Genomic DNA, 13,952 nt, shown 5'->3' with positions numbered 1-13,952 from the left:
GAGGTATATTTGATGGGAGAGCAATTATCTGGCATGAAAAGAACACACATGTGTGGTGAATTGACTTTAGAGGATGTAGGCAAGAGTGTTATAGTTATGGGATGGGTTCAAAGAAGAAGAGATTTAGGCGGATTGATATTTTTAGAATTGCGTGACAGAACAGGCCTAATACAAATAGTCTGCAGTGAACAGCTTTCAAAAGAAGCTTTTGATAAAGCTCAACATGTAAGAAATGAGTATGTCTTGGCTGCTGCTGGTGAAGTAGTAAGAAGATCTGATGAAAACATAAATCCAAATTTAGAGACAGGAAACATAGAAATTTATGTTAGCGAGTTAAAGATATTAAGTAAAGCTGAGACACCACCATTTATGGTAGAAGATAGAAATAATGTTTCTGAATCAGTAAGGTTAAAGTACAGGTATTTGGATTTAAGAAGACCTTCAATGCAGAAAATTTTGATGACTAGATATAGGATCACGAGAATTGTGAGAGATTTCTTAGATAAAAATGGTTTTATCGATATAGAAACACCTCTGCTTATTAAAAGCACACCGGAAGGGGCAAGAGATTATCTAGTTCCCAGCAGAGTTCAGCCTGGCAAGTTTTTTGCTCTGCCACAGTCACCGCAAATATTTAAACAGCTTTTGATGATATCAGGTTTTGATAGATATTATCAAATTGCAAAATGCTTGAGGGATGAAGATTTAAGGGCAGACAGGCAGCCGGAGTTTACTCAAATTGATATGGAGATGTCGTTTGTTGAAGAAGATGATGTTATTGCTCTTAATGAAAAGATGATAGCACGTATATTTAAAGAGATATTGGATATAGATTTGGAAGTGCCATTTAAGAGAATTTCATGGCAAGAAGCTATGAATAGATTTGGGTCTGATAAACCTGATATGAGGTTTGGCATGGAATTAAAAGATCTGTCTTCTGTATTTGCTGATTCTGATTTTAAAGTGTTTAAAGATGCCGTACAAAATGGCGGGTCAGTAAGAGGTATAAATGTAAAAGGTGCGTCATCTATGCCTAGAAGGCAATTAGATGAACTGGTAGAATATGTAAAAACATACAAAGCAAAAGGGCTTGTATGGATACAAATGCTAGATGACGGTCCTAGGTCACAGATATCTAAATTTTTAAAAGACGATGAAATGACACAAGTTGTAAATGTTATGGAAGCCGAAAAAGGCGATTTAATACTAATAGTTGCTGACAAAAACAATATGGTAGTTTATGATGCTTTAGGGCATTTAAGGCTGGAAATGGGAAAAAGATATAACCTCATTGACGAAAGCAAATATGAGTTTTTATGGGTTGTAGATTTCCCATTGTTGGAATACAGCGAAGAAGAAAAAAGATTTGTTGCTATGCATCATCCTTTTACTGCTCCAAAAGACGAGGACATAGAAATGCTTGACAAGGACCCGGGACGCGTAAGAGCAAAGGCATACGATATTGTTTTAAATGGAATGGAAATCGGCGGCGGCAGCATAAGAATACATGATACAGAATTACAAAAGAAGATGTTTAAGGTACTTGGTTTTACTGATGAGGATGCCGAAGCGAGATTTGGATTTTTATTAAATGCTTTTAAATATGGTGCTCCTCCACACGGTGGCATCGCATATGGCCTTGACAGATTGACTATGATTATTACTGGAACAGACAATATTAGAGATGTAATCGCATTTCCGAAAACTCAAAATGCATGCGATCTGATGTCTGATGCACCATCAGAAGTATCTAAAGAGCAGTTAGATGAATTGCATATAAAGGTTGACCTATAAACGTTTAACCTTGAAAAATCCAATAAAATGTGCTAATATATTTATAGAAACCCTATGGTGTGCGTGAAATGCGGTTAATGTTTTGAGCCAACACACATAGAAAAGGGAGCCTGGGCTCTGGTAATGGAATATAAGCCATCTTTGAATGGACATATGAAGTTATCAGGAGGGCACCCACCTGCGAGAGCAGGTTCAAAACCACCGACTAAACGGCACTATGGGGATTTTTTTATTGGAGGAATTTACATTGCTGCACGCTTTTTCAAGAACGGAATTAATATTAGGCAAAGAAAATTTGGAAAAATTAAAAACAAGTACTGTTGCAGTCTTTGGTATGGGTGGTGTAGGTTCATATACAGCCGAAGCTTTAGCAAGAAGTGGTGTGGGCAAATTAATAATTGTAGACGATGATACAGTTTGCTTAACTAACATAAATAGACAAATACATGCAACAAGAAAAACGGTTGGCAAGCCCAAAGTTGAAGTGATGAAAGAAAGACTTTTAGAGATAAATCCTAATCTTAAAGTTACTGCTTATCAAACATTTTATAGCAGCGAAAACAGCAATATGTTATTATTTCCTGATTACGATTATGTTGTTGATGCAATTGACACAGTTTCGTCAAAAATAGACCTTGTTGTTAAGTGCAATGAGATGGGCATACCGATTATTAGCTGCATGGGTGCAGCAAATAAACTAGATCCTACAAAATTTGAGGTTGCTGATTTATACGAGACTAGTATTTGTCCCCTTGCAAAAGTTATGAGATACGAACTTAGAAAACGCGGTATAAAATCATTAAAAGTTGTTTATTCTAAGGAAAAGCCTATTAAACCTCTTTTAGATGTTGAAACATGCAAACAACAATGTATATGTACAAACAAGGAGAGGACGTGTGTTAAGAGACGGCAAATACCGGGAAGTGTGTCTTTTGTACCACCTGTTGCTGGTTTTATATTAGCAGGTGAAGTTATAAAGGACTTAATAGGATATAAAAATTAAAAACTATGTTGACAAATTTTAATAGTAGACTTATACTAAATTTGTACCTGATAGGGGTATAGGAGGTAAATTATGAATTCTTACCATGATGACAAAGAGGATTTACTTAGAAGGCTAAAAAAAATTGAAGGCCAGATAAAGGGAATTCAGAAAATGATTGAAAAGGACACATATTGTGTTGATGTTCTTATACAGGTTGCTGCTGTAAGATCAGCAATAAATAGCGTAGGAAAGATATTGCTGAAAAGTCATACTTTGGGATGTGTGAAGGATGCTATTAATACAGAGAAGCAAGATGATATGATTGATGAGCTTGTGGATACATTTATGAAATTTATGAAATAAAACAGAAATTACTTTTTCTATACGTTTTATGGTTTATCTAAATTTTCTTAAGAAGGATAATATTTTTTTAAATAATAGATGTAGTATCTCATTGCTATTGACATCTATTTCATTTAAAGGTATAAAATATTATAGCAATAGGATAATAATTACCAATAAAAACCTGTTGTTAAAAAAATATAAATATTAGGAGGTAGAAAAAATGGCAGAGGTAACAATAACAAAAAATAATTTTCAGGAAGAAGTTGTTAATTCTAATATACCTGTTTTAGTAGATTTTTGGGCAGAATGGTGTGGTCCATGCAGAATGGTATCACCTATAATTGAAGAGCTTGCGAATGATTATGAAGGAAAAGTCAAAGTTGGTAAAATCAATGTAGACGAAGAAAATGAGCTTGCAATGCAATTTAAGATAATGAGCATTCCTACTATTGCACTTTTTAAAGATGGAAAAATGGTTGACAAAATTGTAGGTGCAAGACCAAAATCTGATTTTGAAGATTTTATAAACAGAAACATGTAATTTAACCAAAGGTAGAATTTAGACTGTTATTGCAAATTTGCATAACAGTTTTTTTATTTGCAAAAAAGATGAATTAATTTTGTATTATGATAATTTAGTATAATTAATCAGCAAATGGAAAAAATGTATTTATAATAACAATGAAAGGGAGGACAAAATTGTATCGCATACCAAATCACATCGGAATTATTCCTGACGGAAATAGACGATGGGCACAAAATAAAAATATGCCAAAAGAAGCGGGCTATTCATATGGACTGGAACCAGGGATCGCGCTTTACAGGCTATGCCGTGAGCTTGGTGTTAATGAATTGACGTTTTATGGTTTTACACAGGATAATACAAAACGACCTTCTGTTCAGACAGAAGCATTTAAAAAAGCTTGTGTCGATGCTGTTAAAATGCTAGAAAAAGAAGATGCAGATCTTTTAGTCATAGGAAACTATAATTCTCCTATGTTTCCAAAAGAATTGCTGCCATATTTAAGCCGTAAGAGAATTGGTGAGGGGAAAATGAAAGTCAATTTTCTTGTTAATTATGGTTGGCAGTGGGATTTGAATAATGTATTGAAAGCTTTAAGCAATGGAGAAAAAAGAGATATACTAGATTTAATTTCATCAAAAGATATTTCACGAATAGATTTGATTATAAGATGGGGCGGTAGGAGAAGATTAAGCGGATTTTTGCCTGTCCAGTCAATATATTCTGACTTTTATGTTATTGATGATTACTGGCCGGATTTTAAGCCTCAACATCTTTATGAAGCGCTTGAATGGTATTCTAAACAAGATATAACATTGGGAGGGTAAATGTCATCATTTTTGATGGCATTTTTTATTACTTAATAGGAAATAAATTGCTTTTGTGAATCTTCACTTATATAGTATAATAGTGCTGAAATGTATAAAGGATAGTTTAAAATCTTCTATAAGATGTATGAAAAAGGTGAAAATTATGGATATGTTTCAGTTTGCTCATAATAATTTTATACATAGTAATGCGCCGTTGGCAGATCGGATGAGGCCAACCACTCTTGAAGATTTTGTTGGTCAAAAGCATATATTGGGGCGTGATAAGCTTCTATATAGAGCTATAAAAGCTGACAAAGTCAGATCGCTTATATTTTATGGGCCACCTGGTACAGGTAAGACAACACTTGCAAATATAATAGCTAATACTACGAAATCTAGTTTTGAAAAATTAAATGCTGTAACATCAGGAGTTACAGATATAAAGAAAATAGTAAATGAGTCAAAAGATAGATTGTCTATGTATGGAAAAAGAACCATATTATTTATTGATGAGATACACCGCTTTAATAAATCGCAGCAGGATGCACTGCTTCCGTATGTTGAAGATGGAACAATAATTTTGATTGGTGCTACAACTGAAAATCCATATTTTGAGGTTATCCGTCCTTTAGTATCTAGATCAATGATATTTGAACTTTATCCACTTAGCAATGAAGATATAAAAGAAATAGTTTTACGAGCTTTAAATGATGAAGAGCGAGGACTCGGAAATGAAAAGATTAAGATAACGGATGACGCGTTAAATCATATAATTACATATTCTGATGGCGATGCGAGAACTGCACTTAACGCAATAGAGCTAGCATTTTTAACTACGGAGAGGGCTGAAAATGGAGTAATTAACATAGACATAGAAGTAGCTCAAGAGTGCATTCAAAAAAAGGCTTTAAAGTACGACAAAGATGGTGACAATCATTATGATTCTATTTCTGCTTTTATCAAAAGCATGAGGGGGTCTGATCCAGATGCTGCTTTGTACTGGCTTGCGAAGATGATTTATGCTGGAGAAGATCCCATGTTTATCGCAAGGAGAATAGTTATTTGTGCAGCAGAGGATGTTGGAAATGCAGACCCAAATGCGCTTAATATAGCGGTATCTGCCATGCAAGCAGTAAATCAAATTGGCATGCCTGAAGGCAGAATAATACTTGCACAGGCTGCAATATATGTTGCCTGTGCACCTAAAAGCAATTCATCTATAATGGGCATAGATAGTGCCCTTGATGACATTAAAAATCTTAAAACTGGCGCTGTTCCAAAGCACCTTCAGGATGCTCATTATAAAGGTGCTGAAAATTTAAAACGTGGTGTTGGATATAAGTATGCACATGATTTTAAAAATCATTATGTGAAACAACAATACCTACCGGACGAATTAATAGGAAAAAAATATTACAATCCATCTACAATGGGGTATGAAAAGAAAATATCTGAATGGCTTAGATTCCTAAGAGAGAGCAATGATGCAGAAGGATAATTATTATTTTTAGGGATATAATAAAATTTGACTTTTATATGTTATATAAGTTGTTGACAAAACTATATTATAATGTTATCTTATTTTATAGAAATCCGAGCAAAATAGTCGGTATTAAGGAGGGTCTATATGAAATTATCAACAAAAGGGAGATATGGAGTTCAAGCTATGTTTGAGCTTGCTTTGTATTATGGTGAGGGACCGATATCATTAAAGGTTATAGCAGAAAATGAAGGCTTATCAGAACATTATTTAGAACAGCTTATTGCTGTTTTGAGAAAAGCTGATTTGGTAAAAAGTATACGTGGAGCACAAGGCGGATATATGCTATCGGCTCCGCCTGATAAGATTACTGTAGGTGACGTTATTAGAACTTTGGAAGGATCACTTGCTCCTTCAGATTGTGTTGTAGAAGACTTACCGTTTGAGTGTAGCAGATCAGGGGGATGTCCAACAAAAGTAGTATTAGAAAAAATCAGAGATGCTATAAATAAAGTAATTGATTCAATAACGCTACAAGATATGGTTGATGACTACAAAAAAATGATACAGAAAAATTCGTATATGTACTATATATAGGAGGTTTTTTATGAATAGGATTTATCTTGACAATGCAGCTACTACTCCATTGAAACCAGAAGTATTAGATTCCATGATGCCATTTTTAGACAATCGTTTTGGCAATCCTTCTTCGCTTTACTCTTATGGACAAGAAGCCAAGAAGGCAATAGAAGAAGCTAGAGATAGAGTAGCCGCTGCAATCGGTGCTAATGCAGATGAAATTTTTTTTACAAGTGGAGGAACCGAATCAGACAACTGGGCTTTAAAAGGCGCTGCGTATGCCTTAAAAGACAAAGGCAATCACATAATAACATCCAGCGTAGAACACCATGCAATACTGCATACATGCCAATACCTTGAAAATCAAGGATTTGAAATAACTTATTTGCCTGTAGATGAGTATGGATTAGTCGATCCAAATGAATTAAAAAGAGCAATAAAAGATAATACAATACTTGTATCGATAATGTGTGCAAACAATGAAATAGGTACAATAGAACCAATAGAAGAACTTGCCAATGTGTCACACGAAAAAGGCGTATTGTTTCATACAGATGCAGTACAAGCAGTTGGAAATGTACCTATCGATGTAAAAGAATTGGATGTGGATATGTTGTCAATGTCAGCACATAAGATATACGGACCTAAAGGAGTTGGAGCACTTTATATTAGGAAAGGCTTAAGAATTGATACACTTTTACAAGGTGGAGCCCAAGAAAGAAATAGAAGGGCAGGGACAGAAAATGTGGCTGGAATTGTTGGATTTGGCACAGCTATAGAACTTGTCACTAAAAACATCGATGAACATATAAAGAAACTGATAATGCTTAGAGATAAGCTTATAGATGGGATACTTAAAATACCATATACCCGTCTAAATGGACATCCAGTGAAGAGACTTCCTGGAAATGTCAATGTTTCTTTCGAATTTGTTGATGGCGAATCGCTTATACTAAGTCTTGACATGGAGGGAATTTGTGCATCCAGCGGTTCTGCATGTACCGCAGGAAGCATTGATCCATCTCACGTGCTATTAGCGATTGGACTGCCAGAAGAAATAGCCCATGGTTCATTGAGACTTACCATAGGAGAAGAAAATACGGAAGAAGAAATCGACACGGTAATAAATAAACTGCCTAAAATAGTAGATAGATTGAGGCAGATGTCGCCACTTTTTGAAAGGATTAAAGAGGAGAAAAAACTTGTATAGTTATGTGTGATGGTTCAGCAATGAATCCATCACTATATTTTTTCTCCCATTCTTATTCATAATCTCATTTTGCTTTGCTTTATAAGAAATGTCTTTTGTCATATTATATAAATCATCATAAAGCAGCAATAAATCGCGATAATAGTATTGTTTTAAAAAATACTTCTCACATTTTTTAAATAAACCATAAGCACCATTAAAGTCATTATGCAAATATTTTATATGGCCCATCATAAATTCATAATTGTGATTACTCATCTCAGAGAGTTGATGGACTTCTATTTCACTTGAAATCTCCATTACTTTGTCGTAATTGCCGATGTTAAAATATAATATCATTTCCTGAATGAAAAAGCTTAAGTATAGCTTATTATATTTTTTGTATTCATTTTTACATCTATTGACTGTTTCAAAAGCCCTGTCTAAATTACCGCTATATCGTAGGGAATTTATATAATTTAGATGACATCTTCCAGCATCATATTCGTCTTCAAAATACTTAAACAACAATATTGCCTTTTCAATATATTTAATAGATTTCTCATAATCAGCCATATTATAACAAGCTATGTTTAAAGACATATAAATGTGTGGCATTGCTCTTACATATATAAAATTGTCATGTGTATTAATAAAACCTTCCAGCAAATTTATAACCTTTTGAAATTGATTAGTATTAAGATATAGATAAGCTAAATTATTATGTATAATAAAGCAGATAGAATGATTTAAAGAATCAAGCTCGTATAAATATTTTTTAGCGAGTTCTAAATAGCATATTCCTTTTTCATAATTATGATTTTTAAGCATTATTTTAAATAGTATATTTAAAGCCTGGCAAAAATTATCTATATTCTGCTTTTGAATATCTTCCTTTGATTTAAGAAATAAATTAACATACCTTTTTAGACATTTTAAAGCATCATTATATAAACCTATATTAAAAAAAGACGCGCCACCATAATAATATTTGTTAAAATCTTGTGTTTTTAAAAATTCATCATGATTGTACTCAATTAATTTTACTATTTCATAATAATTCTGGCTATTAAATAAATCGCTGATGATAGAAGATGAGTTATCAATATAATTGTATTTAACGTCGTTAATAAAATAACTTAAAGGCACTTCAAGTTTCTCAGATATGTGAATAAGTTGTTCTAAAGAAGGTAAAGCTTTATTATTCTCAATCCTGCTTAAAACAACCCTATTCATAATATTATCGCACAATACGCTTTGAGAAATTTTCTTTTGAAGTCTCAAAGCCTTTATTTTACTTCCAATATAAAGATCCAACAATAACACCACCTTGTAACAATTAGTTACAATTTTGTATTTTTTAATTGATGGCATATAAAAGCATAAGGAAAAACGCAAATTAGGGAAGTATATTACATTGGTGAAATATTACAATTATTTTTAAATATTATACTACTTTTACAAAAAAATATAAAGATACTATAATAAAATTCAGGAATTTGTTATATTGAATAATAGTTTTTGAAAATAAAATTGAACAATGAGGTGAAATATATGATAAAAAAATTAAGTGCTTTAATTTTAATATTTTTTATTTTTGTCATGGCTTTATATTTTTATCAATTTATAATGATATATTTGTTTGAAGGTATATATCATTTTTTTAATATAAGAAATAATGATCCATTAGTTATGACAAGTAGTAATTTAGTTTACAATTTTATTACGGAAATTTTGTTGTTAATTTTAGCTTTATTTCTACTAAAAAATTTAATTATACAAAATATATTAAGACGTCTTTTAAATCTATAATCAAAACATTCCTATTTATGACATTATCTCTAATTTTTACCAAGTATATACTAGATATATTTAAAATATATAATATTTTTTATTGACCGATTTTAAGAATATTATTGCAAGCTGGAACAAGGTAGACTATATTGTTGCAATATCACAAATGATTTTATTTATTTTAGTTGCGTTAACAGAAGAATATTTATATAGAATTACTCTTTATTTTAAAATATCTGAAATATTAAATTTAAAAAGCAACATCTTAAAAATAGTATTTAGTATAATATTAACAAATATTTTATTCTCGATTGCCCATTATCCTATACGTCATTATAATATTTCTACACTTTTTGAAATATTTATAACAGGTATCTATTTCAGTTATCTTTTTTTACGAACTGGCAATATATACTTAGCTTGCATGATGCATTTTTATTATGATTTACCAATTTTATCAACAATTGATATAAGATATCATCATTATCGAGAAATCATTTCTTTAATAATTTCGATTATGTTAATAGAAAGTTATTATATGGTTAAACACTATTATCTTAGACTATTTAGCAGATACGAGCAAAGTTAGACCATATTATTTTTATGAAGATATTGGAGGATTTGATATGATAAAAGGAAAAGAATTAACAAAAATAATTTTAACAGTTTATGCTTTTATCGCAATAGTATTTTCAATTATATACATAATAAAAATTTTCATCTTAAAATACAATAACTTATATTTAACAACTATGACGAATTATGGAATACAGCTTTTGATGTTAGTTCTTGCATTATATTTGTTAAATAAATTTAACTACATAAAATATGTAAAGTTTACCTTAAAATCTTTTTTTGAATTAGTTGCCTATACAATGTTGCTTATAATTCTTATAATAGTATTATCAAATGCATTTCATATTGGACATTATTTTGTGTGGAATACTGGAAGCTCCATGACGATACTATTTCAAAATTTTTATTTTGTTCTTGTAGCATTAGAAGAGGAGTATTTATTTAGGGTGGTTCTTTATTACAAAGTTTTAGAAACGATTGTTTTGAAGAATAAAGCTTTAAAAGTAATAATTGCTATACTTCTGACAAATGCAATATTTTCGATGTCACATTTTCCTATAACGTATTTAGTACATCATGGAAATATGAATATAACATACTTTTTAAATGTATTTATTTCAGGTATTATTGCAAGTTATTTATATTTGCGAACAGGGAATATATATATCGCATCTGCCATGCATTTCATAGGAGATGCTAGAATTATTGAACTATATCCTTATAACAGATTGCCTATTTATGTATATTTTATAGACAATATGATGGTGATTTCTGTTATAATAATTGAAATATACAATATTTGTAAGTATTTTTACAATAAAAATCTACGGAAAAGAAAATTTCAATTTAAAATCATAAAGACATAGACGACAATAGAATAATTTCACTGGCAAATAAATTAGGATTTAATGACATTATTAATGATGAAAAAGTAAATCTAAACCTTATGCTTGCAAATAATGGAGAAAACTTATCGGGTGGTCAGAGAAGAAAAATAACTATATTAAGAGGATTAATACATGATCCTCAAATAATAATACTTGATGAAGCAATGACATTTTTAGATGAAGAGTCAAAAAGGAATTTATGCAAATACATAGAAGAGATAAAAGAAAATAAGATAATTATATTAGTATCTCATGAAGACGTACAATATATTGATATTGATTTTGAGTTAGAGATTGAGAATGAGGTAATAATCAATTTGGCAGCGGCTCCCTAATTTTAACAAAAACAGAAACAATGCAGTTACAGTCCAATAAGAAAAAGGCAGGCTTTAAAGGCATGTTTGACTTTTAAGATGCATTAATTGATATAAATACTTACTGGAGGTAAATAGATGAATCTCTCTATCTTTAGAAAAAAGAATTTTTTATTTCTTATTACCGGGAAATTTGTATCTCTCCTTGGAAGTGAAATGCAAAATTTTGCATTGTCGTTGTACGTTTTAAAAATTACGGGATCTGCAACAAAATTTGCATCAGTATTGGCTATTACTTTAGTACCTCAAATAATATTTGGCAATATTGCAGGTGTCATTGCCGACTGGTTTGATAGAAAGAAATTACTTATGATGTTAGATTTACTAAGCGCAGCAATTGTTGCAATTTATGCTATCATTTTCAAAATGAATGGCGTTTTAACATTAACTCAAATTTATATTTTATCAGTTTTACTTTCTACTATTTCCTCAATGTTTAATCCTACAATAGCAGCAGTTATACCTTCCATTGCAGAAAATTATGAATTAGCGGATGCTAATGGTATTAACACGATGTTTATGAATATAGCAAATTTGATTTCGCCTGTTATAGCTGGTATTTTATTAGAAGTTTTTAATATATTCATAATATTGACAATTAATGCTATAAGTTTTCTTCTTTCATTTATGTGTGAGTCTATGTTAGAAATACAGAAAACAAATGATAAACCAGAAAAAATAAACCTAAATTCGTTTTTAAATGACTTCTTAACGGGTATTGATTTTATTAAAAGTAAAAGGCTAATTTTGAATATATTAATTATAGGTATAATTATTAACTTCACATCAAATCCTATATTATCTGTAGGGTTGACATATATATCGAAACAAATATTAAAAATTACGGATTATCAATATGGAATTTTGCAATCTACATTTGCAATTTCTATGATCGCATCACCATTCATATCTAGTATAATTACAAAAAAATATAAATTAGGTAAAATATTATTCTTAGATATATTTTCGGTTTCTATATTATATTTTTTATTGTCATTTACAATTTCTCCTATCTATTTGCAGGGCTTTTCTTACATTCTTAAACCATACATAAGCTTAATGATAATAATATTTTTTGTCGGATTAATTACATCCATAGGGAATATAGCTTTGACTACTATGTTGCAAATAGAAATACCTTTAAAATTGATGGGGAGAGTAATAGCGACGATAAGTACTTGCTTAATGATAGTGACTCCATTAGGACAAATGATATTTGGAATTTTATTTGACAAAATTCCCAGTTGGATAAATATCATTATATGTGCTTCTGTAAACTTTGTTGTAATATTGTTTTTTAAAAATTATTTATTATATGGTGAGCAGAAATACTTTGTAACTACAAAGGATGGAATAGAGTAATAAATTTTGTTTTTTTGATTTACATAAATTATAAAAGCGATAAAAGTGAAATTAAAATCTTAGTATTTATCTTATTCAGATTGTTCACAGGTGTCTATGAACCAATCATGGATTATTATCTAAATGGATTACTAAATGATCAATATAGGGCAACTATGTTATCGGTGTATAGTATGGCTGGTTCTATAGGGGAAATATTAAGTGGCATTTCAATCGGTGCTATTGCAGAAAATAGTGGTATTAGTATAGCTTTTTATGCGGGAGCCGTAAGCCTGTTATTTGAATTAATTTTGTTTTTTGCAATAAATAAGATACGCAAATACGAATATTCTGGTTAAATTTGTGGCGGATGTATTGTTTATCAAATAAGTACCCAAAAATACACTTTATAAAGTGTATTTTTTTATCTTTATAGGGCAAAATTAATACAAGAAAGAAATTTGAAGGGGGGTATTATTGTGATTTTTGTAAAAGATATTATAGGTATGCCAATAATATCCTCAGAAGATAATAAGATAATAGGTTCTGTCAAAAATGTGCTATATGGTGACTTAAAGGGAAAAATAAAAGGTGTACTTATAGAAGAAGGTGGAATACTAAAATCACCAAAGATAGTCGAAAATAAGAATATAATAAGTATAAATAAACAGGTGTGTATAAATAATAAAGATGCTATAAAAGATTTAGATGTGAAATCTATAAATGATGTAGAAAATGGCAGCAACGATATAATTAATAAAGATGTTTATGATAATAGGGGCAACTATTGGGGAAAGATATATGATTTGATATTAGATGAAAAAGAGCGAATAATACTTTATGCAGAGATTAGTAGAGGATTTTCATCTGACCTATTTAAAGGGCTAAGAATTGTCAACATAGAATGTATTGAAAAATTTGATGGCAAAATAATCATCAAAGATGGGACAATGTTTTTTACGAGAGGTGGACTTAATAATCTGATTAAAGTTTAGAAATAGGAGGGTTAAAATGGAAGACAAGGGCAAATATATAAAAGGCTTTTTAGCTGGTGCAGCGTTGACAGCATTTATTATGCCGAAAATCAGTTCGAAAAAAGCAATGCAAATGATTCAGATTGGTTTATCAAAGATTGCTCGTAGAGCAAATAAAATGTAAAGGGCTTTTAGCCCTTTTATTTAAAAGGTGTTTTGCATGAAAATAAGCAAAAAATATATTACATATATCATAACAATAATTATTGTACTTTTTATTTTGTATTTTGCATTTAAAAATA

The 13,952-nt window shown here is 30.6% G+C and carries 16 protein-coding genes and 1 other RNA gene; 16 read left to right on the top strand and 1 reads right to left on the bottom strand.

Annotation, left to right across the window (positions count from 1 at the left end; genetic code table 11):
• Positions 1-12 precede the first annotated feature (12 nt).
• The 9 genes from aspS to nifS all read left to right on the top strand — a co-directional run bounded on the left by aspS (position 13) and on the right by nifS (position 7,725).
• Positions 13-1,794, top strand: a complete 1,782-nt coding sequence (gene aspS, locus Q2T46_RS01440; protein ID WP_303264570.1) for an aspartate--tRNA ligase — start codon at positions 13-15, stop codon at positions 1,792-1,794.
• Positions 1,795-1,840: 46 nt separating this feature from the next.
• Positions 1,841-2,022, top strand: a non-coding RNA gene (ssrS, locus tag Q2T46_RS01435) — 6S RNA.
• A gap of 19 nt (positions 2,023-2,041) precedes the next feature.
• Entirely contained in the window at positions 2,042-2,797 is a 756-nt protein-coding gene (locus Q2T46_RS01430; protein ID WP_303265721.1) for a tRNA threonylcarbamoyladenosine dehydratase, read from the top strand.
• A 72-nt stretch (positions 2,798-2,869) separates the two neighbouring features.
• On the top strand, positions 2,870-3,142 hold the full coding sequence (locus tag Q2T46_RS01425; protein ID WP_013297732.1) for a metal-sensitive transcriptional regulator: 273 nt from the start codon (positions 2,870-2,872) through the stop codon (positions 3,140-3,142).
• A 202-nt stretch (positions 3,143-3,344) separates the two neighbouring features.
• The gene (trxA, locus tag Q2T46_RS01420; RefSeq protein WP_303264571.1) at positions 3,345-3,665 is read left to right on the top strand and encodes a thioredoxin; all 321 of its coding nucleotides are present in this window, start codon (positions 3,345-3,347) and stop codon (positions 3,663-3,665) included.
• 158 nt (positions 3,666-3,823) lie between these two features.
• Complete coding sequence (gene uppS / locus Q2T46_RS01415; protein WP_303264572.1) at positions 3,824-4,474, top strand: polyprenyl diphosphate synthase; 651 nt, start codon at positions 3,824-3,826, stop codon at positions 4,472-4,474.
• A gap of 145 nt (positions 4,475-4,619) precedes the next feature.
• Positions 4,620-5,954 carry a replication-associated recombination protein A gene (locus Q2T46_RS01410; protein ID WP_303264575.1) on the top strand — a complete coding sequence of 445 codons (1,335 nt, stop codon included), beginning with the start codon at positions 4,620-4,622 and terminating at the stop codon, positions 5,952-5,954.
• Between the two features lie 129 nt (positions 5,955-6,083).
• Positions 6,084-6,533 carry an Rrf2 family transcriptional regulator gene (locus Q2T46_RS01405; RefSeq protein WP_303264576.1) on the top strand — a complete coding sequence of 150 codons (450 nt, stop codon included), beginning with the start codon at positions 6,084-6,086 and terminating at the stop codon, positions 6,531-6,533.
• A 10-nt stretch (positions 6,534-6,543) separates the two neighbouring features.
• Positions 6,544-7,725, top strand: coding sequence for a cysteine desulfurase NifS (gene nifS, locus Q2T46_RS01400; RefSeq protein WP_303264577.1), 1,182 nt, complete (start codon positions 6,544-6,546; stop codon positions 7,723-7,725).
• Here nifS and Q2T46_RS01395 read toward each other — a convergent pair whose 3' ends face one another.
• Positions 7,726-9,030, bottom strand: a complete 1,305-nt coding sequence (locus Q2T46_RS01395; RefSeq protein WP_303264578.1) for a helix-turn-helix transcriptional regulator — start codon at positions 9,028-9,030, stop codon at positions 7,726-7,728. It lies immediately after the preceding gene.
• Between the two features lie 634 nt (positions 9,031-9,664).
• Between Q2T46_RS01395 and Q2T46_RS01390 the strand changes: the two genes are divergently transcribed.
• From Q2T46_RS01390 to Q2T46_RS01360, 7 genes are all read left to right on the top strand, one after another.
• A complete protein-coding gene (locus Q2T46_RS01390) occupies positions 9,665-10,087 on the top strand; it encodes a CPBP family intramembrane glutamic endopeptidase (protein ID WP_303265722.1) in 423 nt (140 codons plus the stop codon).
• Between the two features lie 37 nt (positions 10,088-10,124).
• On the top strand, positions 10,125-10,940 hold the full coding sequence (locus Q2T46_RS01385) for a CPBP family intramembrane glutamic endopeptidase (RefSeq protein ID WP_303264579.1): 816 nt from the start codon (positions 10,125-10,127) through the stop codon (positions 10,938-10,940).
• Entirely contained in the window at positions 10,937-11,296 is a 360-nt protein-coding gene (locus Q2T46_RS01380) for an ATP-binding cassette domain-containing protein (RefSeq protein ID WP_311062444.1), read from the top strand. The genes Q2T46_RS01385 and Q2T46_RS01380 overlap by 4 nt, the downstream gene beginning before the upstream one ends.
• Positions 11,297-11,413: 117 nt before the next feature.
• The gene (locus tag Q2T46_RS01375) at positions 11,414-12,697 is read left to right on the top strand and encodes an MFS transporter (protein WP_303264580.1); all 1,284 of its coding nucleotides are present in this window, start codon (positions 11,414-11,416) and stop codon (positions 12,695-12,697) included.
• A gap of 14 nt (positions 12,698-12,711) precedes the next feature.
• On the top strand, positions 12,712-13,035 hold the full coding sequence (locus tag Q2T46_RS01370; protein WP_303264581.1) for an MFS transporter: 324 nt from the start codon (positions 12,712-12,714) through the stop codon (positions 13,033-13,035).
• A gap of 120 nt (positions 13,036-13,155) precedes the next feature.
• Positions 13,156-13,671 carry a PRC-barrel domain-containing protein gene (locus Q2T46_RS01365; RefSeq protein ID WP_303264582.1) on the top strand — a complete coding sequence of 172 codons (516 nt, stop codon included), beginning with the start codon at positions 13,156-13,158 and terminating at the stop codon, positions 13,669-13,671.
• Between the two features lie 16 nt (positions 13,672-13,687).
• Complete coding sequence (locus Q2T46_RS01360; RefSeq protein ID WP_303264583.1) at positions 13,688-13,834, top strand: hypothetical protein; 147 nt, start codon at positions 13,688-13,690, stop codon at positions 13,832-13,834.
• The last annotated feature ends 118 nt before the right edge of the window (positions 13,835-13,952 follow it).

The sequence above is a fragment of the Thermoanaerobacterium sp. CMT5567-10 genome, assembly GCF_030534315.2.
Lineage (GTDB): Bacteria > Bacillota > Thermoanaerobacteria > Thermoanaerobacterales > Thermoanaerobacteraceae > Thermoanaerobacterium.
Note: the sequence above shows the minus strand (reverse complement) of the source record. Positions and strands in the feature narration are given on the sequence as shown.